The sequence below is a fragment of the Malonomonas rubra genome (assembly GCF_003247215.1).
GTDB lineage: Bacteria > Desulfobacterota > Desulfuromonadia > Desulfuromonadales > Geopsychrobacteraceae > Malonomonas > Malonomonas rubra_A.
Genome location: NZ_QKAP01000081.1, coordinates 43,448 through 66,904 on the forward strand (window position 1 = coordinate 43,448; position 23,457 = coordinate 66,904).

The window sequence follows — 23,457 nt, forward strand, 5'->3', positions numbered from 1 at the left end:
ATGATCTCCTGAAAAATATGGGTTGAAAAAGACCGCATAAATGGTCGGTAATTAATCTGGGCGAATATAGCACATTTAATGTTAATTTACAGCCTTAACCATTGGGAGTGATTAATGGTTTTTTGTTGGGTTTATAGGCAGGGGCATGACGTTAAAACAGCTAACGTCTGCAGTTCGGGATAATAACACGCTAAAAGTTCTTTCCCAGGATCTTCTCCAATTTTTCTGCATCTGCAGGTTGCAAACGACCTGATTTTTGGGCAAGCTCGACAGTGCTGCAACCCAAAAACTTGTAAAACATGCCGATCTGGAGAGAAACCTTTTCCAGCGCCGCTATGTGGGTTGCGACGGTTCCCTGGTCGCCACGCACGATTGGACCAGTCAAACCTTGTTCCGGGCCAAATTCAGTCACATTTTCGATGGTCGTTTTGATCAACGGGGATAACAGGTTGCCGGCCTGCTGTTGATCGATTCCACATTCGCCTAGTAGTTTGGTGGCCGTTGCCAGCAAAGTCACCAGAAAATTCGAAGCGATACAGGCACTGGCATGGTAGAGCGCTTTTTGGTCAGAAGCGATCCGAAACGGACGGCCGCCAAAGGCACTGACTAGCTCTTTCCCAAGCTGAACAGCTATTTCTTCCCCTTCGACCGCACAGGGGCAGTTGTACAGCCGTTCGCTCGCCAGTTGCCGGTCGGCAAACGACAACAGCGGATGGATCGACAGAAGCGTGGCCTGGCAACCGGGTGAACGCATAATCTCCGCCGGATGCAGACCACTGAAATGTAGCAGAGTTCTCCCTTCCTGTGCCGAAAGTTGCTGGGTCAAATTCGAGGCGAGACCGGTGATTTGATCGTCTGGAACCGCCAGCAGGATGAGCGTCGCAGAGCTGGCTCGCTGAAGATCGGTTGTGGCTGTCTGCGTTGTACAGCCGATGAAACTGCAGGCATCAACCGCTCGGGATAGGTCCCGGCTGATCACGGCGGAAATCGAATAGCCGGCCTGTCGCAGCCGTTTGCTGACCGCGCAGCCGACCTTGCCCGGCCCGATCAGCGCGAGCGATGGTTTCATGCCACCGTCACCTGCAAGGTGCCGACGTTCTCGATTTCACCGTAAAGTTGATCGCCGCTCTGAATGCGGCTGACGCCGGCCGGGGTGCCGGTCAGAATAATATCGCCCGGCTCCAGCGTGTAGTACTGGGAAATCTCAGCAATGATCTCTTCGACGTTGCGCATCATCTGAGCGGTAGTGCCGTCCTGCCGAAGCTCGCCATTGACCTTCAGGGTTAGTCGGATCGCGTTCGGATTGTCGACTTGATCTGCCGGGACAAAATCTGATAGCGGGCAGGAGGTGTCGAATCCTTTAGCAATCTCCCACGGCAAACCTTTCTCTTTCAACTCGCTCTGTAGGTCACGCAGGGTCAGGTCGAGCGCAACGCCGTAACCAGCGACATGTTGCATGGCCAGTTCTTCACTGATGTTTTTCCCAGCAGTGCCGATCAGGACGGCCAGTTCTAGTTCATGATGGCAATCGTTCGTATAGTCAGGCAGGATGATCTGACCGCCATCTGGTAGCAAGCTGCTGGCCGGTTTGCAGAAGATCACAGCCCGGTCCGGAACCTTGTTGCCCAGTTCGCGGATGTGGTCAAGATAGTTGCGGCCGAGGCAGACAATTTTACCTACCGGGTAGCTCTTGTCGATTCCTTTGATTTTGGCTTCACGCATCTTGCAGGTCCTTTGAAGAATGGTTTTTGAATAGAATGTTAGTTCGCTTTCGGCAGCGACCAGTTATAGTTGATGGATAGTAATCTCAAGATGATAACGCTTGCTGCCGCAGAGGGTAAGGAAAGATTGTCTGGCAGCTGCAGTTTTTGCAGCATCACCAGAAGGGCACCTCCAAAAATGCAGGCTGAAGCATAGATCTCGCGGCGCATGATCAGAGGAACCTCGTTCGACAGGATATCGCGAAACACCCCCCCGGCAGTGCCAGTCATGACCCCCATCAGGACCGCGCCGAGCGGACCTGTTTGAAAAGCGATCGCTTTGCCGGTCCCGATGACGACAAAGGTTCCCAGCCCAATGGCATCCAGATAAAGTAGAGGACGTTCTATTTTCGGCAACCGGCGGTGGGTAATAAACACCAGTGAAGCGACCGCTACCGGCAGCCAAAGGTAGATTTCGTTCCGCAAGCAAAAAGGAGGCAGGTCGCCGAGTAGCAGGTCACGTAGTGTACCTCCACCGATTGCTGTGACCATCCCCAGAACCCAAACACCGAACAGATCCATTTCTCGGCGCACACCAGCCAAGGCCCCAGAGGCAGCGAAGGCGACTGTGCCGATCAGGTCGAGAAGATAAAGTAGACTCATGGGGGGAAGATAACGGTATGTAACGCGAAAGGCAAGCCTTCTGCTTGGGATCAGGTCAGGCGTTATGCTAGGATATTTAATTACTTGTTAGCCGACCTTCCGGAGTTCTGATGTTTTTACCGATTGCTGATACTCCTAACCCTTCTGAAAGAGCCTATGTCACCTGGCTGCTGATTGCCGCCAACGTAGCAGTTTATCTGCTGATCAGTTTGCCGGCGACATACAGCAGGGTCGATCTGCAGGATCCTGCTTTGCTTGAATACCTGCGAAATGTCGGGTTACTAGGTAAAGTCAGCGCTCGTCAGGTCTATCAGAACATCAGTGCTTATGACCTGTTGGTCTTCGAGTATGGCTTTCGTCCTGCACAGTTTTCCCTCGCCACCCTGTTCGCTTACCAGTTTCTGCATGGCGGCTTCATGCATCTAGCCGGGAATACCATATACCTGTTTATTTTCGGTGATAATGTCGAGTTTCGCCTCGGGAGGATCCGTTTTTTGCTGGTCTACCTGATCTGCGGCGTAGCTGCCGGTCTGTTCTTTGCCCTCTTTGCCGGCAATTCCCAGGTGCCATTAATAGGAGCATCTGGGGCGATCTCCGGAGTGCTTGGCTGTTATTTCCTCTGGTTCCCGCGCAACAGAGTCCGTTGCTTTCTGTTTCCGTTTCCGTTCAGCTTCTATCTGCCGGCCCGGTTTGTCCTCGGTTTTTACCTCGTGTTTGCCAACATTTTTCCTTTTCTGTTTTCCGGCGCCCAAGAAAGCAGTATCGCTTATGGCGCCCACATCGGCGGGTTCCTGACTGGCCTAGGGATTGCCTGGGCGACAGATCAAATTTATCAACTGCGGCGCGGGTGGCAACGTGAGTCCAAAACAGAATCGGCTTCGCTTTCCTCTTTACAGCACATTTGTCCCGCCGTGCTGAGCGGGGATCTGATTGGGGCGAGTAACTGCTACTTGAATCTCGACAAACGCGAAGATCGGAATCAAGTCGATGCTGCCGATGTTATGGCGGTTGGCAACTATCTGCTTATAAATGGTCGCTGGCGTGAGGCGTTGCATGTTTTCCGCCGTTTTGTCGCCGAGCGACCGAACGATGAGCGGATTGATCAGGCCTATCTTGGGGCAGGGAAAGCGATGTTGCAGCAACCCCGTTATCAGACCAGCGCTTACCATTATTTTCTTTCCGCACTCGATTTAGCCCGCAGTGAACAATTGGCCGCAGAGGCGCGCATGCATCTGCGACTGATCGAGAAGCAGCGGGCTACCGAAAGTTGACCATGTATTACTTCGATTATGTAGAACCGGTATTCCGTCCGCCGTCCGAGGCGCGGTCACTGATTTTTCAGATTACAGTTGGCTGTAGCCAGAATAATTGTCGCTTCTGTGGCATGTACAAGATGAAACAGTTCCTCATCCGGCCGGTCGACGAAATTGCGGCCGAAATCGCTGCCGTACCTAAGAAGCATCGCAGCTTTTATCAGCGAGTGTTCCTGGGAGATGGTGATGCACTGGTCTACCCGCAGCAGCAGTTATTGCAGATTCTCGATCTGCTGGCGGCTAACTTTCCCAACCTGACCCGCGTCGGGGCCTACGCGTCACCGAACAGCCTGACGACTAAAACAGTTGCCGAGTTGAAGGAGTTGAAAGCGAAGAAACTGCGGATTCTCTATTTCGGTCTGGAGTCGGGAGACCCCGATACGCTACAGCTGGTCAACAAGGGTTTTACCCCGCAGCGGATGCTGGATCTCTGCCGCGACGCGCAACAGGCGGGGATGAAGCTGTCTGTCACCGCGATCCTCGGTCTGGCAGGCCGGGCGCGTTCGGCGGAGCATGCTGCCGCGACCGCCGACTGGATCAACCAGCTGTCGCCGGAGTATTTTTCCTTGCTGACCATGTTCAAGCGGCACAATGACGACTATTTTACGCAGATTGATGCGTTGACCAACGAGGAGATCATCGAGGAAGCGTTGGCGGTCGTCAAGCATATGCAGCCGCGCAAGTGTATTCTGCGCTCCAACCATGTTTCCAATATTCTCAACCTGGCCGGCAGCTACCCGAAGGATCGGGAGAAACTGATCGTACAGGCTGAAGCGGCCCTGCGAGAAGCCCGGCGACACCCGCAGTGGTGCAGGCAGATCCCCGATTACGGCGAGGAATATTATTGATTTTCATCGGTCTTTAACCGAGTTCAATTCAGGGAGGAAGGCATGACGTTGACCGGAGGTTCGATCGTCGCAGCAGCATTGTCGCAGGGGACTGGCAAATACTTTTGGGCCAACGACCCGGCCACTGACGAACAGTTGCAACCAGCGTTTTTCGAGGCCTCAGAGGTGCAGATCAATGATGCGGTCGAGGCTGCGGAAAATGATTTTGATCGATATCGGCGGTTGCCATTTGCGCAACGGGCTGATTTTTTGACTGCGATAGCGGAGCAGTTGCGGATTATTGAAGGGGACGTGATTGTCCGAGCCCAGCGTGAGACTGCTCTGTCGCTGCCCCGCCTGCAGGGTGAATTGACGCGAACCGTCAATCAGTTGTTGATGTTCGCCGCCTATGTCCGTGATGGCTCTTTTCTGCATTGCAACATCGATCCGGCTTTACCGGAACGGCAGCCACCCCGGCCTGATCTGCGCATGACTCAGGTGCCCCTCGGCCCGGTAGTGGTCTTTGGCGCCAGTAATTTCCCTTTCGCCTTTTCGGTTGCAGGAGGCGATACCGCGGCGGCTCTGGCCGCTGGTTGTCCTGTAATTTTTAAGGGGCATCCCGCTCATCCCGGCACCTGCGAACTGGCAGGTCGAGCGATTGCGCGGGCGGTCGAACTCTGCGGTGTGCCGCAAGGGGTGTTTTCTATGCTCCAGGGGGAGCGGCATGAACTGGGAGCCGAGCTGATCAAACATCGATTGGTGAGAGCGGTCGCTTTTACCGGTTCCCGGATTGCGGGTCGGGCGCTGTTCGACCTTGCTGCTTCGCGCCCCGAACCAATTCCGGTGTTTGCCGAGATGGGCAGCGTCAACCCGGTTTTCCTGCTGCCGGCAGCCCTTGCCGCATGGAAAACAGAGTTGGCGTGCCAGTATGCTGAGTCAGTTACGCTTGGCGTCGGTCAGTTCTGTACCAATCCGGGGATGCTGTTCGCTGTGGCCGGCCCGGACTTGCAGGCTTTTACGGCGGCGGTACAGACACGACTGGAACAGCTAGGGGGTGGGGTGATGCTGCATGCCGGTATCAAACGGAACTACCAGACTGCGTTCGACATATTGTCCGAGCGACCAGGGGTTGAGATCCTCTCAGGACCGGGTGAGCAGGCTGGCTGTCGGGTTTCGCCCGCACTGCTGAAAACAACGGCCGAGTCTTTTTTGAGCGACCCTGGCATCGCCGAAGAGGTTTTTGGTCCCTCGGCGATTGTTGTGGCTTGCCGATCCATGGAGCAGATGTCGGCATGTGCCGGGGCGCTGCAGGGACAGTTGACCGCCACCGTCCACGCCAGTGATACCGAAGAGGATATTGCGCGGCAGTTGTTTTCGATTTTGGAGCGTAAGGCAGGCCGTTTGCTTCTTAACGGCTTCCCAACAGGTGTCGAGGTCTGCTCCGCGATGATTCACGGGGGTCCTTACCCGGCCACTACCGACAGCCGCACGACCTCCGTCGGAACCGAAGCTTTGCAGCGTTTTTTACGTCCCATCTGTCTGCAGAATTTTTCCTCAGGACTTCTTCCCGGAGAACTTCAATAACTCTCCGATTGCGGACAAACATTTTTAAATGCGGATATTTCGAAGCTCTGTTCAGGGTCTCTGTTGTCATTGTAACCCATTGATTTAAAATAAATTTTACTTTTGCCTGTAGAGATTTTATCTAATCATTTATTTATAATGAATTGATATTGCTATTGAATTGATCTGAATGATTGGGGGGGCTGATTAACTAAAAAAATGGTTCCGGCGGCCGGGATCGGATGCTTAGTTATTTTTCGCAACTTCAAGCCGCTTTTGTCCATATGGGGAAAAGCGGCTTTTTCTTTTTTTGCTAATTGCTGATGGATGAGGCTCGATAATTTACGAGGCGTTAGAAATCCTTCACAGTGAAATCAACGACTGCCTGAAGTTGTTACCGGAGCTGAAAATTTCTAGAACTTCTGTGGTTAGCATGTCGAATGTGGTTAAGGATGACGGTAGCGTTGAGATCCCGAATAATAAACTCGGCCTGACGCTGGTGAATATCGAGGAAGAGGGGATTGTGCGTGATGTTACCCTGCACTGGGCCAATCCTGATCACAGTATCAGCCATCTGAACTCGGAGATTCGCCTCAACCTGCTGGTCCTTTTTGTTGTGCATTTCACCGATCAACGCTCTGCGCGTCGGTGGGCGGTCGTTATCAACTGCGGAACGGGCTTTTAGACTCGTTTAGGGGCCTATTTTTCCGGGGGGCGGGAGCATGACGGCCGTCGGGCAGTGCGGCTGGCACGCTCGGTTCGGGCGCGAGCCTTTCCCGTTGGGCAGTACCTGGTATTTGGTGCCGGCCAGTACGACCCCGGTTCTCAAAAAGGCCGAAACTGCTGACACACGAGCAGACCCATGTAATTCAGTAAAAAGGGGGAAGCAAGTAACACGCACAAGGCCGACAGGAAGCGCTTCCTGTCGGCCTTGTTTATCTCTGTCTGCGCGAGTTTATATCAGGTGCGCTGGAAAGTGCTTTCCGCAAACGAATACTTGAAGTTCATGTGATCGGTGTAGGTTTCTTCGAGGATCGCCACCACATCTTCTGTGAACACCAGTTCTTCATCGGTCGGGATGACAAACACCTTGACCGGCGAGTCGGGGGTGCTGATCATGGTTTCCTTCTTGCGGGTCATGGTGTTGCGGTTTTTTTCCTTGTCCAGTTTGATGCCGATGTGCTCCAGGTCGGTCAGGGCTTTCTCGCGGAGCAGCCAGCCCATCTCACCAACCCCGGCGGTGAAGACGACCGCATCAAGAGCTCCTAAGGCGGCGCAGTAGGAGCCGATGTATTTCTTCAGGCGGTAACCTTCGATATCAAGAGCCAGCTGGCAGCGCTCGTTGCCGGCTTCGGCCGCTTCGATGACGTCACGGCGGTCTGTGAATTCACCAGTAACACCGAGAACACCGGCCTTTTTGTTGAGGACGTTGTCGACTTCTTTCGGCGAGAGGTTTTCCCACTGCATGATGAAGGCCGGGATCGCCGGGTCGATATCGCCACAGCGGGTTCCCATCATCGCCCCTTCTAGCGGGGTCAGCCCCATAGAGGTGTCAACCGAGATGCCATTTTTGATAGCACTGTGAGAGACGCCGTTACCGATGTGCATAGTGATGATATTGCAATCCTTTGGATCCTTGCCGAGCAGTACCGAGGCCCGCTTGGAAACGTACAGGTGGCTGGTGCCGTGGAAGCCGTAGCGACGGATACCATGTTTTTCGTACCACTCGTAGGGAATCGGGTAAGTATATGCATGCTCCGGCATGGTCTGATGAAAAGCGGTGTCGAAGATGGCAACATGCGGAACATACGGCAGGTTGGCTTGAGCTGCTTCAATTCCGGAGATGTTCGGCGGATTGTGCAACGGTGCAAGATGCTGGACTTCCTTGATCGCATCGAGAACCTCGTCGTTGATCATCACCGATCGGGTGAATTTTTCGCCACCATGAACCACACGGTGGCCAACTGCAGAAATTTCTGCCATCTCTTTGATAACACCATGCTCGGCATCGGTGAGAATTTTGACGATCAAATGCACGGCGGTCTTGTGGTCTGGGCACTCGTACTCTTCGCGATAGGTTTCTCGCCCCGGGACTTCATGGATGATGTAGGAATCGCCGATGGTGACCCGCTCAACCATCCCCTTGGCGATGACCTCTTTTCTCTTCCAATCGAAGAGCTGGTACTTAACAGAGGAACTGCCGCAATTTAATGCAAGAATATCCATTGCTTATCTCTCCTTTAACGCATTTTTTGCCAAATTGGTATTTTAGCTAAGATAAAAAATCGTTTTATTTTTGCTTAAATAAAATATTGAGATATTTGATAAAACGACAAAAACCCTGTGCTATAAGGGGGTTGTCGAATAAAAAGAGCGTACAATCTAGCTTATAAAAACATATCTTGGCAAGGTTTTTTCTGGGCTGGACAGGCGCAGCAAGATCGGTTAAAGTTGACGCCAACCTAAAAAACAACCCCCAAAATGGGCGTTGACTTATCTCACTATTCGAGGAGGAGAGAAAAATGCACAAGATTTCTGATGAATGTATTGCTTGCGGCGCTTGCGCTGATTCCTGTCCGGTTGGTGCCATCTCTGAAGGCGATCCGATCTACGTAATCAGCGATGAGTGTACTGATTGTGGCGCTTGCGTTGATACCTGCCCGGTAAGCGCAATCGCTGAAGCTTAATTTAAAGCAATCACACAACAAAAAAGCGGCGGCTATTATTAGATAGCCGCCGCTTTTTTGCTTGGATCCGTCAGTGTTATAGAAGCATTCTATTTTGTTGCTGGCTCTGAAGAGGTGACGTCAACGGTGAATTCTGAAAGATTCTGCGGCAGGTCACGAAAGGCTATGACAAACGGAATTGACTCTTTGCTGTTAACCTTCATGTTCTCCAATGACTTGCCGAACTGGTTGCGCATCATTTCTTCCAACTTGCTGAAAGGCAAGGTCTGCAATTCCTGATCGTTGATCGGGTTGCCGCAGAAGATTGTTTTTTGCAGCAATGGTTTGCCGTTCTGATCAAAAATCACTCCCTTGACCTGAATCGCTGCTCTAGGCTCTTTGTATTTGTTGGTGGCCTCGCCACGAATAACGAACAACTCACCTGCGTCCTGGTTGTTGATAAATTTCCCTTCTAGATTGTCCAAGGCAATTTGTCCCGATTCTGCTGGTCGCACATATTGACCGAGGATCTGCTCAATTGCTTGCTCAATCTGTTCCGGGCCATTGATGAAGTAGAGGGCGGCACCGATGATGACCAGCCCGAGAATTAGCAGCAACAGGACCCGGATGATGCTTGACGACGGGCTGCTTTTGGCTACTGCTGCTGACCGTTCAGGTTTTGCCTCCTGTTTCGGTTCCTCTTCAGCGAAGATGCTGGCGATTTTTTCTTCCGCGGTTAGCTGCGGCTTTTTAACCGCGTGCTCCGTTCCCTCGGATTCAATCTCTTGCTGCGCATGTTCCACCTCTTCCGCAGTGCCGAAACTGAAGGAGGCTTCCTCTTCTTCCGGCTCTACGTCTTTCGTTTCGAAATCCGCTTCTTGCTCTGTCTCTTCTTCCCCACCAAAGGTGAAGTCTTCTCTTTCAGGGCTTTTGTTGTCGAGTTCACGGAACTGATCATAACTGAAGACTTCCTCTTCTTTCTCAGGTGCCGATTCTAAGATTGAAAAAGGTTTTTCTGTCGATTCATCCGCTTCTTCGACTGGTGGTTCCGACCTGACTGGTTGAGTTTCTTCCTCTGGCTCTTCTGGGGAGGTCTCCGGCATGCTGATAATCGGTTTCAGTTCCTCTTCGTGGACTGGTTTGGTCGCCAGGAAGATATGCTTGCAACGGGCGCAACGGACCTTGGCCCCTGAAGCAGGGATGCGCTCCGGGTTGACACGGAACTTGGTTGAACATTCTGGGCAAATGATGACCATCAGTTTTCTCCTTTGTCGGAGTCCGGTGCCGGGGCAGGCATTTTCACGGACAATCAGACCTCTTCGACCAAGTATATATCAGGCAGGTTACGGTAGTACTCATCATGATCAAGTCCGTAACCGATAATAAAACCGTCATCCATGCTGATACCTACGTAATCTGCTTCGATTTCAACTTCGCGACGGGCACGTTTATCTATCAGGGTACAGATTTTCAGTGACCGTGGCTCTTGCAGCAGCAATTTATTGTAAAGACATTCGAGAGTATAGCCACTGTCAATTATGTCTTCTATGATAATGACTTCACGACCGCGAATCGACATCTCCAACTCTTTGCGGAATTCGATAACTCCAGAGGTCTGGGTGCCTGAACCGTAGCTGGCTAGGCGTACAAAGTCGACAAGAGTCGGGAGTTCTATCTCACGAATCAGATCAGCGATGAACAGGAAAGAACCTTTCAACACACCGACCAGCATCACTTCTTTGCCAGCGTAATCAAGACTGATTTCATGGCCAAGGCGTTTGACTTCGGTAGCAATTTTTTCGCGGGGAAAAAGAATTTTGCGGTTTGGTTCCTCCATAAGGCTTATACTCCAAGGATTAGATAAGTTAAATGTACTCTATAGCAGGAAGAATGCAAACCTGTCAATTGCAACTAGAAGGACTTCTAATGTTTTGCTAAATGGTTTGTGCTATGATTCAAAGCTGTTAGGATGATGACTTTATTGGAAAGGATTGCGTTATGTTTCGGTTGTTGATTTTGCTTTTGTTGTTTGGTTATTCCTCTCTTGCTTGGGCCGCTCCGCAGTTGGTGATTGAAAAGAGTGATTACAATTTTGGTGACTTGATGCAAGGCGAGAAGGTCGAATACGTATTTCGTTTCAGAAACGCTGGAGATGAGGTCCTGCAGGTCAGTAATGTCCGGACTTCCTGTGGCTGTACCGCAGCCTTGCTGTCAGCAACCCGGATTGCTCCGGGGGATATGGGGGAGTTGCGAACCACTTTCGATTCCGGTCGTTTCAAAGGGACGATTCATAAAACCATAACCATGGAAACCAACGACCCTCTACATCCACGGGTCTCCTTCGGTCTCACTGGAAACGTCAAAGTTGAATTATTGTCTGAGCCGGATCGGATTTCCTGGGGCCAAGTTAAAGCGGACGAACCACTGATAGCGAAAGTTATCCTGAAGAATTTAGGGAAGAATTCGATCAATCTGCTTGGAACCTCGGCAACTACAACCTCTTTGAGTGGTACCCTGAGTGGTAGCGTACTTATGCCGGGGAAAGAGGTTGAGTTAAAAATCGAAGGGAGTTTCCCGGAGGGGAAAAAAAGGCTTAGCGGTTATGTGATTATTGCTACCGATTATCCGAAGGCTCCGCAAATCAGGATTCCGGTTTCAGCACGTCTGGGGAAATAGGACGCGCAATTTTATTCTTTCTGAGGAGTGGCAATGAGTGAACCAGTGGACAACACCAATGAGCGTAGAACGTTTCTCGGAATTATCTTGGGAGGGATCGGGGCAGTTGTCGCCAGTGTTTTGGCTTGGCCGATGTTCCGGTATCTTTCGCCAATCGCAAAAGGAGAAGGTGAGCAGGTCGTGCGAATCCCCCGGGCTAAGGTTAGCGTTGGCGGCGCGCACTTTTTCTCTTATCAGGGACGCCCTGCGGTACTGCTGCAGCCTAAGGCAGGGGAGTTTACGGCGCTCAGTGCTGTTTGCACTCATCTAGGTTGTATTGTTAAATGGGTTGCCGACGCTCAACAGTTTCTTTGCCCTTGCCATGGTGGCCGTTTTTCCGCAGAAGGAAAGGTGTTGGGCGGCCCGCCCCCGAAGCCATTAGAGACTCTGCTGGTATCATTAGTCGATGATCAGGTTTTGGTCGGATAGGGGGATGCCATGTTAAAGCGTCTCTACGCGTTTTTTGAAGTGCGGCTCGGCATCAATGATATTCTGGAGCAGAATCTTACTAAATATCTCCTGCCCCGAAATGTCAATATCTGGTACACATTGGGCGCGGTTCTGCTCACTCTGTTTGTCCTGCAATTCGTCACCGGCATTTTGCTTCTGGTTTATTATGTCACCGATCCTGTTGAAGCCTATCAAAGCGTCGAGCGGATTATGAACGAGATTCCTTACGGCTGGTTGATCCGTTATCTGCACGCTGTCGGTTCCAATGTCATCGTCATCGCTTTGCTGTTGCATATGCTTTCGGTTTTGTTTATGGGTAGTTATAAAAAACCACGTGAGTTGACCTGGGTTTCCGGTTTTATCCTGTTTAATCTGGCTTTCGCCCTCTGCCTGACAGGCTATTTGCTGCCTTGGAGCCAGCTGTCCTTTTGGGCAACCACTGTGGCGACCGAGGCTGCTGGCGCCGTACCGGTAATTGGAGACGCGCTGGTCCGTTTCTTACGCGGTGGGGCAATGGTTGGTGATGCCACTCTGGGCCGTTTTTTCGCTTTGCATGTTATGGTGCTGCCAGCCGGGTTGGCGGCGTTAATCGGATTTCATCTTTTTTGTGTGAGGCGGATCGGCATTTCGCGGCCACCCTTTGGAGACGGTTATCGGCCGGCAGAGGTCAAGGGATACTTCGAGCACGAAGCGCATCCTGGCGGCATTCCTTTCTTTCCGAACTATGCGATCAAGGATGTCGCCGTAATCTCTTTTTTCCTTGGTGCGCTGGTGCTGTTGGTCTTTTTTGCTCCGGGTCTGTTTATCCCACCGTCTGCTTTCGAACCGGCCGATCCCTTTACAACGCCCGAACATATCAAGCCAGAATGGTATTTCCTCTGGGCCTATCAGACCTTGAAAATTTTCCCAAGTGAGTTTCTTGGCCTGATGGCGCAAGGGGCGATAATGACAGTGTTGGCTTTGCTTCCTTTCCTCGATCGCGGCAGTGAACGAAGGCCGGTTCGTAGACCGATCTTTGTCACCTGTTATCTGCTGGGGATCATGTTGTTTGTGGCTATTTCTATCTGGGGGCATTACTCATGATGGTCGTTAGAGGTTTTAGACATCTACTGGTGTTTATGACTGTCCTGCTGCTCTTGACCTCCCAGGCGGCGGCCGAGGAATCGGTTTGTCTCCAATGTCATGGCGGACTTGAAGGGCGACTCGGGGCACCGGTGGCGGAATGGCGGACGAGCATACATGCCGAGAATGGTATTAGTTGTCATGATTGCCATGGAGGCGATCCGACTGATTTCGCCATGGCAATGAGTCCGGAGCGAGGCTTTCTCGGTGTGCCGGAATATGAAGCGGTACCGGAATTTTGCGGCCGTTGTCATATCGGTGTGAAAGAGGATTATCTGCTCAGTGCTCACGGACAGGCAATTAATCAGGGGGGGGCTCAATGCGTCGTTTGTCATGACAATCACAAAGTGAAAAAAGCCAGTCCGGATCTCATCAATCATCAGGATTGCAGCCGCTGTCATGAATACGGTCGCGCAGACGAGATAAAGGCTGCAGTTTCCGATACCGACCGGATGTTGGCTGGATTGGAAATTGACCTGGGAATTCTTGCCAAACAGGGAATCGCAGTAAAAAAGATGGAAGGCGCAACCTTTTCCCTGCGGAATGATTTCCACCGCGTCTTCCATACTGTTGATGTCGATAAGGTGCGCAGCGAAACAAGCAATTTCCAGCAGCGTGGCAGTGAAATTCAGCAGCAGATCGATGCTGTACACGACGAGCTAAGTCAACGTAAACTAATCGGCGGAGTAGTTGCCGGGTTACTTTTTCTGGCCAGCATCATAGCTTTTCTGATTCGTAACACCTACCAGAAGGAAGAGGACGCCAAAAGGTGATGGTTGGCGTTGGATGGATCTTTCTGATCTTTAGCAGCCCTGGTCTCGTCGGCCAGGGCTTTTTCCTTTCGATAACAAGATATCTTCTGGCGCTCGTCGGTCGCAACGCTTTCTCGCGGATCGGTAGTTTTTCGGTCAATCGTTGCTACGTAAATAGTTGACCAGGTGCCAGCGTTCGGTTTGCGTTAAGCGTTGTTGGAAGGGTGGCATACGCCCCACTCCGAGCGACATTAGTTGGTAGAGGGTCGCTACGTCGTAGGCGGCCAAATGACTGTCGCGCAGTTGCGGCGGCGGGGGATTGAGTTCCTTGCCGACGGGGCCGGGATGAGCATCTTTGTTGCCGTGGCACAGCTCGCAGTTGATGGCGTAGAGGCTGGCACCGCGTTGCCGGGACTCCCTGCTGTTCGGTTGTGGGTTGGCCAGCTGTTGGCCGAAGGCCAGCCGTTCTTTGCCGGAGATGGGTACCGCCTGGGCGGGGGAAGAAAGTCGCGGCGCTTCCTGTGGTTGCAGCGAAACCTGATCGTGCATGTCATCGCAGCCGGGAACCAGCAGCAAAAGCAACAAAAACCAGTGAACCCTCATGCGCCTTCCTCCCCGTTACAGATCCTTCCGGCGCCGGAATCCCGCAAGCTCTCCCTAACCTCCTCTGCTTTGGGGCCATCTTCAGCAGTCACGAGCACGCCGATGGCGCCGTCCCCGATTTCATCAGCGTAGGCCTGTCGGTTGAATTTCGGCAGACGCATCGCCCAGAACATGCCGACCAGAGTACCGATAATAGCAAACAACATCATCAGTTCGTAGGTGATGAGCCCCACCGGAAAGATCGAGATGATTGGCTTGTCGCCGGTCTGCAGTGGGTAGAGCCAAGCGGTGCCGGCTGCTAGAGAAAAGCCTAGGACCGCCCCGCCGCCGCCGAAAACCAGGGTCCAGAGATAGAAACGAGGCAACCTTTTTTTCTTGATCAGCACGCCTGCCGGGTAGGGGACTGAGCTCAGCGAAGTGATCCGCTCCTCAGTCACCCCGGCGGCTATCAGCTTGTCGATGGCCGCGGCGGCGGAATCCAGTGTCTTGAAGACCCCAAGAATTTCCATCTGTCTCACTCCTCCTTGACCAGGGTTTCGAGCCGGGTGCGACCATTTTGCTGGGAGCCGAGCAGTACCTCTTCCTGCTCGCGAACATCGGTAATCGCTAAAATAGGGAAGAACTTGGCGAATAGGGTGTAGAGCAGGAAAAACAAAGCAAATGAGGCCACCATGATCGCCAGTTCGACCCAGGACGGAGTGTAGCTGCCCCAGATAAAAGGGATGTTCTTGTGTGAGAGGGAAGGAACTACAATCAGGAAGCGTTCGATAAACATTGCTAGATTGACCAACAAAGTGATAACCAACAACGCGGGTAATGAACGACGAACCTGACGGAAACATAAACCAATAATGGGTACGATGGTGTTGCCGAGCATCATGATCAGCAGCATGATGCCGTAGCGACTGGACATGAAGCTGAATATCTCCCACTCGATCGGTTTATGGGCATACCAAGTGGTGAAAACTTCGGAAAAATAGAAATAGCTCCAGAGTAGGCACACAGCCAAGAGCAGCTTGGCCATATTGTCAAAATGCACCGGCTGCAGGAATTCTTCCAGTTTAAATAATTTACGGATAACAATCATCAAAGTGATTACCGCCGCCACTCCCGAAGTGATAGCGCCGATGACGAAATAGGGTGCGAAGATTGTGCTATGCCAGCCCGGTACCAAGGTCACGGCAAAATCCCAGGCGACGATCGAATGCACCGAAACCGCGACCGGGATGATCAGACAAGCGAGCAGTGTAGAGCCGCGGGAGAAAACCTGCCATTGTTCGGCACTACCACGCCAGCCCATGGCCAGGATCGCATAAATCTTTTTTTTCCAGCCGCTGCTACAATCCCTTACTACCGCTAGGTCTGGGAGCAGGCCGATGTAGAGGAAAATGGTACTTCCAATTATATAGGTGTTGATTGCCACCATGTCGAATAACAAAGGCGAACGGAAGTTTGGCCAAAGACCGCGCTGGTTGGGGTAGGGGAGCAGGTAGTAGAAAATCCAATTTCGTCCCAAATGAATAAGTGGAAACAGCCCGGCAACGGAGATGGAAAAGACTGTCATCGCTTCCGCTCCACGCAGGATAGGCCGCCTCCAGCTTGCCTTGGAAAGACGAAGAATCGCTGAAACCATGGTGCCGGAATGGGACAGCCCGACCCAGAAAACAAAACTGATAATGTAAATTCCCCACATTACCGGACGATTGATCCCGGTGACTCCCATCCCAGTGGTGACCTGCACGGTGAAAGCATATAAACCAAAGGCCACGACGGCACCCAGGACCGCGGCAAGCAGGTACCAACGCCAAGTCGGTGGCGACATCGAGGAGAGCATCTCCCGGTTCATCCGAACGGCATCATATCGGTTAGCCCGGGTGGTCATGGCCTCCTCCTTTTAAATAGATTACCGATGGTTCTGTGCCCAAGTCTTCGAACAGTCGGAAGCGTCTTGGACTGCGGGCCAGTTTGGAAACGCGACTGTCTGGATCGTTTAGATCACCGAAAATGATCGCTTGGGGCGGACAGGTTTGGGCACAGGCCGGCATCACTTCGCCGTCAAGCAGCTTTCGATTTTCCAGACTGGCCTGCTCTTTACCCCGACGGATCCGTTGGATACAGAAAGAACATTTCTCCATCACCCCGCGACTACGAACCGTTACATCAGGGCTGAGCTGCTGCTCAAGTGGTTTCGGCCATTTAGGATTAAAAAAATTGAAGACCCGCACTGCATAGGGACAGTTGTTGGCGCAATAGCGGGTGCCGACACAACGGTTGTAAACTTGGCCGTTGAGGCCTTCCGGATTGTGATAGCTGGCGTACACTGGGCAGACTGGCTCGCAGGGTGCGTCATCGCAATGCTGGCAGAGCATCGGCAGGAATCTTGCTCGAACATGGGGAAATTCTCCCTCCCAGTAACGCTCGATGCGAATCCAGTGCAGGTTGCGCCCGTTGGCGATACCGTCCTGTTCGGAGATAGGGATGTTGTTTTCCGCTTGGCAGGCTGTGACACAGGCACCACAACCGGTACAGCGATCCAGATCGATAACCATTCCCCAGTGAAATTCACTTGTTTCAATATTCATGCTTAAGCTTCCTTTAGAGCCCGAGCAGGTCACGATGGTAACTACCTTCTGCATGACCGGCTGTCACCAAGCCGCTGCTGGCAGCTAAACGGCGGACCTGTACCCGAGTTCCTCCCCAGGTCAATCGTTGTTTCGAAGCCTCGGTTTCCTTGATCAACTTCAAGGGGTTTTCCCCTCGTCTGTCAGCATAACGCCCCAAACCCTGATGCCCTTGGCCTATCGGGCAGGCAACCACTTCCGGGCGCAGGCCGGGATAAAGAACGGCTGGCAACGTGAGTTTTCCAGCGGGAGAACTCACTTCGACTAGATCTCCTTGATTAACCCCTAGTTTGCGGGCGGTCTGCGGATTAATTTCCAGCCAATTCCCCCAAACCACGGTGGTCATCGGATCTGGCAACTGCTGTAACCAGGGGAGATGGCTGCTGCGTCCGTCGTAGAAATTTACCGAGGCATAGACCTGTAATTGCAGAGGGTACTGCTCCTGTGCACCGGAAAACTCTGGGGAAACAACCCTCTCGGGCCGTTTAAGAGCCTTTGGAGAAATCGGCTCAAGCTCCGGGCCGAACCAGCCTCCCTGTTGTAGTAAGTGGTCCATCTGTTGTCGCCGGTCGCCTATGAAAAGGTCAGGTATTCGCTTGATTAGGTCTTCTTCAAGCCATTGCAAATATGACTCATGCGGCAGCTGCATGGCTAGATTTCCACCCATCCCTTTTGCCAGCGCCAGCAGTACATCCGGGAAGGCGCGGGTATTGTGTAGCGGCTTGACCACTGGTTGGATCAGACCGATAACCTGCTGACGGGTTCCGGCGGGAGGAACAATGTCGCCCCAGCTTTCCAGATTGCTGTGATCGGGGAGAATCAAATCCGCTTGGAGGCTGGTTTCGTCGAGGAAGGAGGCAAAACTGATAATTTGCGGGATATTGGCAAGCGCTGCAGAGAAATTGCTGTCGCTGGGTATGCTGAAGACCGGATTGCAGCCGTAAATCAGAGCCAGCTGCACCTTCTTTTGTTGCATCCGCTCAATCAACCCGGTCAATTCTGCATAGTTGCTGGAGATGTGAGCGTCGGTCGCCGGTGTAAAGTAAAGACCTCCTGGTCGATTTATGTTTCCGAGCATGAGATTCAGTAGCTCGACCGCTGCGACGGCGGCCGAGCCGTTGCTTTGCCAGGCAGTCATTTCGCCGACTAAAGCCAAAGCTGGTGAGATGCTGACCGCCTCATTGATGGTGGCGCGGATCTCAGTTGGGCTGATATCGGCTATTTCTGCCACCCTTTGTACGTTGAAATTGGCCACCAACTCGGTGACGTTAGTTACCGACAACCCGGCGGCCTGGAGAGCGGAAGCGTCGAAGCTCTTTTCCTGCAGTAGACGTCGGATTATCCCAAATGCCAGAGCCCATTCCGTCCCGGGCCGGGCCGGCAACCAGCGGTCTGCCGACGCGGCGGTCAGCGAAAGGCGCGGGCCGATATAGCTGTAACGCCCCCGCACTGTTTGTCGCTCCTGGCGCATATGGCCAAAGCCATGTCCGTAACGCACCGGTGAAAGGTGACTTTCAAGAAAATCGGCGCCGAAGCTTAGCAGATACTGAGTATTTCCCAGATCGTAATCAGGGATGCCGGGATTGCCGAACAGTCCCTGTTGTAACCATTCCGGGGATAATGGTTCCCAGGCAAGATGTTGTGCCTTTGGGAAATGCTGCAGAAAATCTCCAGTCAGCCTTGCCAGGGACCCTCGAAGCGGGGCACTGAACAGCAACAATCCTTCTTGTTCTTTCTGCTGATAAGGAGCAAGCGCGCCAGCCAGCTGCTTGAGAGCCTCGTCCCAACTGATCGGAATGAACTGGCCGCTGCCGCGGATGCCGGTTCTCTTAAGTGGTTGTTTGATTCGATCTGGATGATACAGTTCTTGGAGCATGGCTTGGCCACGGGCGCAGAGTTTTCCCTGATTAACCGGGTGGTGGGGATTCCCTTCCACTTTTTGGGCCCGCCCTTCATGGACCCGCACCAAGACACCGCAGCCGGCCGGACATTGGCGACATGTGCTGGCATAATAGTTGGCGATGCCGGGGATGGCGCCGTCTTCTGGCGGAACTAAAAAAGGAATCAGCTTTTCATTCCCTTTACGGCAGCCGGCTAGCATGCTAGACGCTAACGACATTCCGCTGAGTTGCAGGAAGCTTCGTCGTTTCATCCTTCTTCCTTTTAAATATGACAGGTCCAGCAATCGATGCCGGCCTGGTTTTCTCGGTGACAGTTTAAGCACCAGCCCATATTAAGCGAGGCGACCCGCTGCACTTGCGTCATGGTGCTGACTTCGCCATGGCAATAACTGCAGGCAACCTTGGCCCGAATATGCATCATGTGCGGGAAATAGACATGATCAGGAAGCTGGTGAATACGAATCCAGGGGATCGTTTCGCCGGTCTGCCAGTATTTTGCCAGTTGTTTAATGGTTGGGCTCTCGGTGGCGATGTGCTCATGACAGGAGCGGCAGAGGGCCACATCCGGAACGCCTGCAGCAGTGCTCCTTTCTACATGGCGATGACAGTAACGACAATCGATTTGATAATTGCCGGCATGCAGTTGGTGACTGAATGGTATCGGTTGCTGAGGGGAGGGATTCAAGGTGTCCAGTGGTAAATGATAAAGGAGACCCATCCCACCTATGAGTAAGATCAAGGCACCGAACAGTACGAGCCGGAAAATAAGTCGGTTCATCTCTATCCCATCGAAAATTATCTCAAAAGGCATTTTAATAAAAACAGGATGTTTTGAGGATAACAAACAACCGATGGCTGTCAAATCGATGGGAGCACATCCGATTAGCCGAAGAAGTATTCATCAAGTCCTGACATTTCTCTAACCAACATTGGGAAGTATGTTGCTGACAATAGGTTGTGAAATAAAGACAAGATCGCTCCAAGGGATCGTAAGAGGAGAGAAAGATGGAAGCGAAAGGCTATTGCATGCGTACAGTTCACGGCTCACAAGTCACGGGTTCCGAAAAATCAATGGCTTGCATGGAAGCTGAAAAATGTAGTCCATATTTTGTGGAGAGTTTATCAGTCTGTCACGCATCGGTTTCGGTAATGGTGATCGATGCTAAACAGAGCCGAATCTGTTGCTCGGAGGATTTCGATTCTTGAGGAATATTTTTGGCCTATCTGCTGCGGAGAACTCGGCCATTACGGTCGGACTGCGATTGGTTGGATGTGGCATGATCCAGAATATGAAAATAAAAAAAGCAGCATCTTGTTGGAGGCTGCTTTTTTTATTTTCAATCGTTACTCATGTTTCGTTGAATCCGCCGGCCGATGTAGAGCCCGACTGAAGCGCCAAACACCGCGGCCAGATAGGATCCCATCAACCCGCCCGGGGTGCCGCATTTCCAGCCGATCGCAGCTCCAACGATTGTGGTAACGTAGAGTACCAGCAGCTTAAGCATCAGTTAACCTTTAGGAATAAAAATTGTCAGCTCAAAACCCTCGCTGTCCGACTGGTGAATCGGGAACATCAGGCCGAAATGGTTTGGAGGAATGTTAACCCCTGCGGCACCCCCTTCGCGTATCTCAGGCGGAATGATGTCGATATTATGTCCCAATTGGGCAGCTTTTGCGGCGATATTGCCACAAACGATATTGACAAACTCCTTGACCGAGTCGTCCAGTATTTCGATCGGTTCTTCCTCGACAGAATCTTCATCCAAGATCGCTTTGGCGATCAGGTTGCGGGTTGTTTCGGAAACCGAAAGTAGATAGCTTGCTTTAACCGCACCAGAGAAACGCATCTCAGCAACGACCGGGCGGGCCGGAAGTTTTTCAACCATGCTACAGGGGCCAGGGCAGAACGAGATCCCGGCAACCCGCGTCAGCATTTTGTAAGTCAAATCTGCAACCATCTCCCAGATCGGTTTGTGAGGAATTTCGTCCTTGATTTCCACTTTTTCGGAAATGTACGATTGCTGATCCTTTTTAAAAGCATTCAGGTAGGTTTTTAGCTGTTTTTCAGTGAGGGCTCCGACCATGATCAGCGCTTCACCGATATAGAGGTGGTTGTTGCGTTGGCGGATCAGCACCTGCTGGACCTGCTCTTCGGTGATGATTCTCAACTTGACCGCCATGTCACCGAAATGCAGATTCTCGTTACGCTGAGCTAGGTGGACGCGGTCGACATCAACCGCGGTCATCAAGCCCATCTCAACAACCATTTCGCCGAATTTCAGGTTAGTTTTTTCCTGCAGGTCGATTGCCTGCAATATGTCTTTCCGGGAAACAAGGCCTTTTTCAACCAGAAAATGCCCAAAGAATTTAACTGCCATAGCAATAAGTTTTCCCTTTAGCCCTTGGATTAGGCCTTATAGGCGTTTCAACATTTCAAGGACATTGTCTTTCTCAAACGGTTTGGAGATAACGTCCTTGGCGCCAAGGCGGATTGCTTCGGTATATTTGTCACCGACACCACCCAGCGAAGTGACCATGATCACTTTAAGATCAGGTATTATCTGCATCAGGTTGCGCAATGCAGTCAAGCCATCCATGACAGGCATATTCATGTCCATGCAGAGAATATCAGGTTTGTGCTGTTGGCAGAGTTTGATCGCTTCCGCACCGTTTCGCCCTTGGGCTACGACCTCAAACTCCTCGTCGCTATTTACAATTTTCTCCAGCTGACGGGCAACAGCGATGCTGTCGTCCACGACCAGAACGCGTTTCATGCTATGCCTCCGTTCCATTGGTTTATGTTAAAGATTAGCAGATAATTATAAAACCACATAGCTAAAAAAAAACTAATTTTAGGGGGAGGTTTTTCTTTTGGCTTTACTCTTTTAGCTGTAAATATACTCTTTCAACGTTGCCGGGAGTGAAGCTCTTATAGCCGATGAGGTCTTGATGTTTGGGTAAGCTGAAGGATTCAACCGTTTGATCAAGGCTGTCACCTTTTTCGATGTGTCTAAGCACCTCGGTTAAAAAATCCTTGAGATAAAATTCAAACTTCGAGATCTTTTTGCGTACCGATCGGCCCGATGCCGGGAATGATTTTCTCCGCGTTCAATGCCGTAAAGCCGCCAACGATACTGGCCCAATCACACAGTGAACCTGCTCCCAGAAAGCTGGCACTGTTGAAGTAGAGCAGGTCGCTGGGAAAGAGGATATTGCTTTGTGGAATGAAGGCGATCAGGTCGCTCTGGCTGTGAGCCAGACCGATATCGCTTAGAACAAATGTCCGCTCGGTTCCCTCGAATGTCATCTCCGACTTGAAAGAAGTAACGGGTCTTTCAACTCCCGCGCTTCCTGCTTCAGAATCAATCGGGTTTCAATATTCAATTGCGACATTAGTATTTTTAGGATAGTCGAAGTCGACGGGAGTATAGCCCGGATGAAGGTGGGCAGCTCAAAGGCCCTGATCGGTCTGGGACTGATCTCGCTGCAACTGCAATCAGGTCTTGATCGATTTGTGGGTGAAATGAGCGCCGCAAAGTACGATCTGCGTACCGAGGTCGACGATCATTGTGTTGGACGTCGCTGCACCCCTGGGTTCGGCGATTGCAGCGTAACCCCCCTCGGCAACCTTGATGACGTGGTGAGATTCCTGAGCGAAGATAGGTTTGGCCAAGGTTAAAAACAGCAGCAGAACAAAAAACCGGTACGTAAAAATCCTCTTTATTTAAAGTTGCATTGTACCCGTTATTAGAGTATATAGTACAGCCCTATGCGCCCGTAGCTCAGCTGGATAGAGCGCTGCCCTCCGGAGGCAGAGGTCAGAGGTTCGAATCCTCTCGGGCGTGCCAATAATATCAGGCGGTTAGCGAGTTTTTCGCTGGCCTTTTTTTCGTTTGTGACGTTTTTGTGACGATCCTGTGACAGTCATGTGACGTTTTTGACTTCTGCCTACAGAAAAGTCGGGATTTTCTTGGGGCAAAGGTCAGTCTAAAAATGACCTTTGCCTAAAATAAGAAAATAACACCAACCAAGTTGAAGCATTGCGCGTATTAATTTTTGTGCCAAGATTTTTCATTTCTTTTTCTTGGCTCAAAATAGCCGTTTTTGACTTCTGCCTTCTTTCACGACCCCTCTTCATCCTCAGGGATAACTTCAACTAGATCTTCAATCTTACAACCGAAAAACAAACATATTCGATTTAGGTTGTCGGTTGTTGTGTTGTATCCCTTCTGAGATGCTATTCGCGATAATGACGATCTATTAACTCCTGTCTCCTTTGACAGTTCTGTAATAGATAAATGCCTTCCTTTGTCATATTCCCAGTCAGATATTAATTTTTTCAGGTGAAAACGAATCATCTTTTTTGCCGAGCCTCCCAGGTAGCAGGAATGTACCAAAAAGAACGAGAGTTGTCATCAAGGCGCACAGGTGTTTTTTGTGAGCACATTTGTGCTTGACGAGCACAGACGATGGTGGTATATTGCCCATAAATTACAAGAAAGGAGCTAAAAATGGAAAAACAAACGTACATGACAACGGAAGAATTGGCAGAACGACTGCG

At 51.5% G+C, this 23,457-nt stretch carries 28 protein-coding genes, 1 tRNA gene and 1 pseudogene; 12 read left to right on the forward strand and 18 right to left on the reverse strand.

All coding sequences use genetic code 11. The features are described from left to right. Positions 1–190: 190 nt before the first annotated feature. Genes Q7J88_RS08375 through Q7J88_RS08385 form a run of 3 tightly spaced genes read right to left on the reverse strand, consistent with a single transcriptional unit; the run spans position 191 to position 2,363 of the window. Positions 191–1,069: a Rossmann-like and DUF2520 domain-containing protein gene (locus tag Q7J88_RS08375; protein ID WP_303721715.1), complete on the reverse strand. Its 879-nt coding sequence runs from the start codon at positions 1,067–1,069 to the stop codon at positions 191–193. Beyond that, the gene (locus Q7J88_RS08380) at positions 1,066–1,722 is read right to left on the reverse strand and encodes a fumarylacetoacetate hydrolase family protein (protein WP_303721716.1); all 657 of its coding nucleotides are present in this window, start codon (positions 1,720–1,722) and stop codon (positions 1,066–1,068) included. Before Q7J88_RS08380 ends, Q7J88_RS08375 begins: the two co-directional genes overlap by 4 nt. Positions 1,723–1,760: 38 nt before the next feature. Then, entirely contained in the window at positions 1,761–2,363 is a 603-nt protein-coding gene (locus tag Q7J88_RS08385) for a trimeric intracellular cation channel family protein (RefSeq protein ID WP_303721717.1), read from the reverse strand. A 110-nt stretch (positions 2,364–2,473) separates the two neighbouring features. Between Q7J88_RS08385 and Q7J88_RS08390 the strand changes: the two genes are divergently transcribed. From Q7J88_RS08390 to Q7J88_RS15395, 5 genes and pseudogenes are all read left to right on the forward strand, one after another. Then, positions 2,474–3,634, forward strand: coding sequence for a rhomboid family intramembrane serine protease (locus Q7J88_RS08390; RefSeq protein WP_303721718.1), 1,161 nt, complete (start codon positions 2,474–2,476; stop codon positions 3,632–3,634). A 2-nt stretch (positions 3,635–3,636) separates the two neighbouring features. Next, positions 3,637–4,524 (forward strand): radical SAM protein, encoded by an 888-nt coding sequence (locus Q7J88_RS08395; protein WP_303721719.1) that lies wholly within the window; start codon positions 3,637–3,639, stop codon positions 4,522–4,524. Positions 4,525–4,566: 42 nt separating this feature from the next. Beyond that, positions 4,567–6,087, forward strand: a complete 1,521-nt coding sequence (locus Q7J88_RS08400; RefSeq protein ID WP_303721720.1) for an aldehyde dehydrogenase (NADP(+)) — start codon at positions 4,567–4,569, stop codon at positions 6,085–6,087. 412 nt (positions 6,088–6,499) lie between these two features. Then, positions 6,500–6,751 (forward strand): hypothetical protein, encoded by a 252-nt coding sequence (locus Q7J88_RS08405; protein WP_303721721.1) that lies wholly within the window; start codon positions 6,500–6,502, stop codon positions 6,749–6,751. Positions 6,752–6,766: 15 nt separating this feature from the next. Further along, positions 6,767–6,913 (forward strand): annotated as a pseudogene (locus tag Q7J88_RS15395) (DUF4157 domain-containing protein); the annotation flags it as partial. Between the two features lie 113 nt (positions 6,914–7,026). On the opposite strand, the gene Q7J88_RS08410 reads toward Q7J88_RS15395, so the two are convergent. Then, positions 7,027–8,292, reverse strand: a complete 1,266-nt coding sequence (locus Q7J88_RS08410) for an acetate kinase (protein WP_303721722.1) — start codon at positions 8,290–8,292, stop codon at positions 7,027–7,029. A 296-nt stretch (positions 8,293–8,588) separates the two neighbouring features. Between Q7J88_RS08410 and Q7J88_RS08415 the strand changes: the two genes are divergently transcribed. After that, on the forward strand, positions 8,589–8,753 hold the full coding sequence (locus Q7J88_RS08415; protein ID WP_303721723.1) for a DUF362 domain-containing protein: 165 nt from the start codon (positions 8,589–8,591) through the stop codon (positions 8,751–8,753). Between the two features lie 89 nt (positions 8,754–8,842). On the opposite strand, the gene Q7J88_RS08420 is transcribed toward Q7J88_RS08415, so the two are convergent. Both Q7J88_RS08420 and hpt read right to left on the reverse strand, forming a co-directional pair. Continuing rightward, positions 8,843–9,988 (reverse strand): DUF3426 domain-containing protein, encoded by a 1,146-nt coding sequence (locus Q7J88_RS08420; RefSeq protein ID WP_303721724.1) that lies wholly within the window; start codon positions 9,986–9,988, stop codon positions 8,843–8,845. Positions 9,989–10,041: 53 nt separating this feature from the next. Beyond that, positions 10,042–10,569 carry a hypoxanthine phosphoribosyltransferase gene (gene hpt / locus Q7J88_RS08425; protein ID WP_303721725.1) on the reverse strand — a complete coding sequence of 176 codons (528 nt, stop codon included), beginning with the start codon at positions 10,567–10,569 and terminating at the stop codon, positions 10,042–10,044. Between the two features lie 161 nt (positions 10,570–10,730). On the opposite strand from hpt, the gene Q7J88_RS08430 reads away from it, so the two are divergent. The 4 genes from Q7J88_RS08430 to Q7J88_RS08445 are packed head-to-tail and all read left to right on the forward strand — an operon-like array spanning position 10,731 to position 13,792. Next, positions 10,731–11,408 carry a DUF1573 domain-containing protein gene (locus Q7J88_RS08430; RefSeq protein WP_303721726.1) on the forward strand — a complete coding sequence of 226 codons (678 nt, stop codon included), beginning with the start codon at positions 10,731–10,733 and terminating at the stop codon, positions 11,406–11,408. Positions 11,409–11,441: 33 nt separating this feature from the next. After that, the gene (locus Q7J88_RS08435) at positions 11,442–11,876 is read left to right on the forward strand and encodes a ubiquinol-cytochrome c reductase iron-sulfur subunit (RefSeq protein WP_303721727.1); all 435 of its coding nucleotides are present in this window, start codon (positions 11,442–11,444) and stop codon (positions 11,874–11,876) included. A gap of 9 nt (positions 11,877–11,885) precedes the next feature. Continuing rightward, a complete protein-coding gene (locus Q7J88_RS08440; RefSeq protein ID WP_303721729.1) occupies positions 11,886–12,980 on the forward strand; it encodes a cytochrome bc complex cytochrome b subunit in 1,095 nt (364 codons plus the stop codon). Continuing rightward, on the forward strand, positions 12,977–13,792 hold the full coding sequence (locus tag Q7J88_RS08445; RefSeq protein WP_303721730.1) for a multiheme c-type cytochrome: 816 nt from the start codon (positions 12,977–12,979) through the stop codon (positions 13,790–13,792). Before Q7J88_RS08440 ends, Q7J88_RS08445 begins: the two co-directional genes overlap by 4 nt. Before the next feature lie 135 nt (positions 13,793–13,927). On the opposite strand, the gene Q7J88_RS08450 is transcribed toward Q7J88_RS08445, so the two are convergent. From Q7J88_RS08450 to Q7J88_RS08495, 10 genes are all read right to left on the reverse strand, one after another. Beyond that, a complete protein-coding gene (locus tag Q7J88_RS08450; protein WP_303721732.1) occupies positions 13,928–14,374 on the reverse strand; it encodes a cytochrome c in 447 nt (148 codons plus the stop codon). After that, positions 14,371–14,883, reverse strand: a complete 513-nt coding sequence (locus Q7J88_RS08455) for a quinol:electron acceptor oxidoreductase subunit ActD (protein ID WP_303721733.1) — start codon at positions 14,881–14,883, stop codon at positions 14,371–14,373. The genes Q7J88_RS08450 and Q7J88_RS08455 overlap by 4 nt, the downstream gene beginning before the upstream one ends. A gap of 5 nt (positions 14,884–14,888) precedes the next feature. Further along, positions 14,889–16,256, reverse strand: coding sequence for an NrfD/PsrC family molybdoenzyme membrane anchor subunit (nrfD, locus tag Q7J88_RS08460; protein ID WP_303721734.1), 1,368 nt, complete (start codon positions 16,254–16,256; stop codon positions 14,889–14,891). Beyond that, on the reverse strand, positions 16,240–16,956 hold the full coding sequence (locus tag Q7J88_RS08465; RefSeq protein WP_303721735.1) for a 4Fe-4S dicluster domain-containing protein: 717 nt from the start codon (positions 16,954–16,956) through the stop codon (positions 16,240–16,242). The genes nrfD and Q7J88_RS08465 overlap by 17 nt, the downstream gene beginning before the upstream one ends. Before the next feature lie 13 nt (positions 16,957–16,969). Next, on the reverse strand, positions 16,970–19,147 hold the full coding sequence (locus Q7J88_RS08470; RefSeq protein WP_303721736.1) for a molybdopterin-dependent oxidoreductase: 2,178 nt from the start codon (positions 19,145–19,147) through the stop codon (positions 16,970–16,972). Between the two features lie 11 nt (positions 19,148–19,158). Then, positions 19,159–19,674: a cytochrome c3 family protein gene (locus Q7J88_RS08475; protein WP_303721737.1), complete on the reverse strand. Its 516-nt coding sequence runs from the start codon at positions 19,672–19,674 to the stop codon at positions 19,159–19,161. A 559-nt stretch (positions 19,675–20,233) separates the two neighbouring features. Then, a complete protein-coding gene (locus Q7J88_RS08480; protein ID WP_303721738.1) occupies positions 20,234–20,401 on the reverse strand; it encodes a hypothetical protein in 168 nt (55 codons plus the stop codon). Between the two features lie 3 nt (positions 20,402–20,404). Then, a complete protein-coding gene (locus tag Q7J88_RS08485; RefSeq protein WP_303721739.1) occupies positions 20,405–21,274 on the reverse strand; it encodes a chemotaxis protein CheX in 870 nt (289 codons plus the stop codon). 36 nt (positions 21,275–21,310) lie between these two features. Next, entirely contained in the window at positions 21,311–21,670 is a 360-nt protein-coding gene (locus Q7J88_RS08490; RefSeq protein ID WP_303721740.1) for a response regulator, read from the reverse strand. Between the two features lie 272 nt (positions 21,671–21,942). Continuing rightward, complete coding sequence (locus Q7J88_RS08495) at positions 21,943–22,203, reverse strand: hypothetical protein (protein ID WP_303721741.1); 261 nt, start codon at positions 22,201–22,203, stop codon at positions 21,943–21,945. A gap of 129 nt (positions 22,204–22,332) precedes the next feature. Between Q7J88_RS08495 and Q7J88_RS08500 the strand changes: the two genes are divergently transcribed. Together Q7J88_RS08500 and Q7J88_RS08505 are read left to right on the forward strand one after the other, a co-directional pair. Beyond that, a complete protein-coding gene (locus tag Q7J88_RS08500; RefSeq protein WP_303721742.1) occupies positions 22,333–22,575 on the forward strand; it encodes a hypothetical protein in 243 nt (80 codons plus the stop codon). A gap of 92 nt (positions 22,576–22,667) precedes the next feature. Continuing rightward, positions 22,668–22,744, forward strand: a tRNA-Arg gene (locus Q7J88_RS08505). Between the two features lie 273 nt (positions 22,745–23,017). Here Q7J88_RS08505 and Q7J88_RS15400 read toward each other — a convergent pair. Continuing rightward, the gene (locus Q7J88_RS15400) at positions 23,018–23,254 is read right to left on the reverse strand and encodes a helix-turn-helix domain-containing protein (protein WP_369681999.1); all 237 of its coding nucleotides are present in this window, start codon (positions 23,252–23,254) and stop codon (positions 23,018–23,020) included. Next, positions 23,251–23,457 (reverse strand): hypothetical protein (locus Q7J88_RS08510; protein WP_303721743.1); only part of this gene is annotated, 207 nt, incomplete at its 5' end. The genes Q7J88_RS08510 and Q7J88_RS15400, both read right to left, overlap by 4 nt.

Coding starts and splice junctions, on each gene's coding strand:
- Q7J88_RS08390 (WP_303721718.1), top strand. CDS start 2,474: ATGTTTTTACCGATTGCTGATACTCCTAACCCTTCTGAAAGAGCCTAT.
- Q7J88_RS08485 (WP_303721739.1), bottom strand. CDS start 21,274: ATGGCAGTTAAATTCTTTGGGCATTTTCTGGTTGAAAAAGGCCTTGTT.
- Q7J88_RS08420 (WP_303721724.1), bottom strand. CDS start 9,988: ATGGTCATCATTTGCCCAGAATGTTCAACCAAGTTCCGTGTCAACCCG.
- Q7J88_RS15400 (WP_369681999.1), bottom strand. CDS start 23,254: ATGATTCGTTTTCACCTGAAAAAATTAATATCTGACTGGGAATATGAC.
- Q7J88_RS08475 (WP_303721737.1), bottom strand. CDS start 19,674: ATGAACCGACTTATTTTCCGGCTCGTACTGTTCGGTGCCTTGATCTTA.
- Q7J88_RS08400 (WP_303721720.1), top strand. CDS start 4,567: ATGACGTTGACCGGAGGTTCGATCGTCGCAGCAGCATTGTCGCAGGGG.
- Q7J88_RS08455 (WP_303721733.1), bottom strand. CDS start 14,883: ATGGAAATTCTTGGGGTCTTCAAGACACTGGATTCCGCCGCCGCGGCC.
- Q7J88_RS08440 (WP_303721729.1), top strand. CDS start 11,886: ATGTTAAAGCGTCTCTACGCGTTTTTTGAAGTGCGGCTCGGCATCAAT.
- Q7J88_RS08450 (WP_303721732.1), bottom strand. CDS start 14,374: ATGAGGGTTCACTGGTTTTTGTTGCTTTTGCTGCTGGTTCCCGGCTGC.
- Q7J88_RS08415 (WP_303721723.1), top strand. CDS start 8,589: ATGCACAAGATTTCTGATGAATGTATTGCTTGCGGCGCTTGCGCTGAT.
- Q7J88_RS08490 (WP_303721740.1), bottom strand. CDS start 21,670: ATGAAACGCGTTCTGGTCGTGGACGACAGCATCGCTGTTGCCCGTCAG.
- Q7J88_RS08430 (WP_303721726.1), top strand. CDS start 10,731: ATGTTTCGGTTGTTGATTTTGCTTTTGTTGTTTGGTTATTCCTCTCTT.
- Q7J88_RS08375 (WP_303721715.1), bottom strand. CDS start 1,069: ATGAAACCATCGCTCGCGCTGATCGGGCCGGGCAAGGTCGGCTGCGCG.
- Q7J88_RS08465 (WP_303721735.1), bottom strand. CDS start 16,956: ATGAATATTGAAACAAGTGAATTTCACTGGGGAATGGTTATCGATCTG.
- Q7J88_RS08435 (WP_303721727.1), top strand. CDS start 11,442: ATGAGTGAACCAGTGGACAACACCAATGAGCGTAGAACGTTTCTCGGA.
- Q7J88_RS08470 (WP_303721736.1), bottom strand. CDS start 19,147: ATGAAACGACGAAGCTTCCTGCAACTCAGCGGAATGTCGTTAGCGTCT.
- nrfD (WP_303721734.1), bottom strand. CDS start 16,256: ATGACCACCCGGGCTAACCGATATGATGCCGTTCGGATGAACCGGGAG.
- Q7J88_RS08395 (WP_303721719.1), top strand. CDS start 3,637: ATGTATTACTTCGATTATGTAGAACCGGTATTCCGTCCGCCGTCCGAG.
- Q7J88_RS08445 (WP_303721730.1), top strand. CDS start 12,977: ATGATGGTCGTTAGAGGTTTTAGACATCTACTGGTGTTTATGACTGTC.
- Q7J88_RS08480 (WP_303721738.1), bottom strand. CDS start 20,401: ATGCTTAAGCTGCTGGTACTCTACGTTACCACAATCGTTGGAGCTGCG.
- Q7J88_RS08405 (WP_303721721.1), top strand. CDS start 6,500: ATGTCGAATGTGGTTAAGGATGACGGTAGCGTTGAGATCCCGAATAAT.
- Q7J88_RS08385 (WP_303721717.1), bottom strand. CDS start 2,363: ATGAGTCTACTTTATCTTCTCGACCTGATCGGCACAGTCGCCTTCGCT.
- hpt (WP_303721725.1), bottom strand. CDS start 10,569: ATGGAGGAACCAAACCGCAAAATTCTTTTTCCCCGCGAAAAAATTGCT.
- Q7J88_RS08410 (WP_303721722.1), bottom strand. CDS start 8,292: ATGGATATTCTTGCATTAAATTGCGGCAGTTCCTCTGTTAAGTACCAG.
- Q7J88_RS08495 (WP_303721741.1), bottom strand. CDS start 22,203: ATGACATTCGAGGGAACCGAGCGGACATTTGTTCTAAGCGATATCGGT.
- Q7J88_RS08380 (WP_303721716.1), bottom strand. CDS start 1,722: ATGCGTGAAGCCAAAATCAAAGGAATCGACAAGAGCTACCCGGTAGGT.
- Q7J88_RS08500 (WP_303721742.1), top strand. CDS start 22,333: ATGAAGGTGGGCAGCTCAAAGGCCCTGATCGGTCTGGGACTGATCTCG.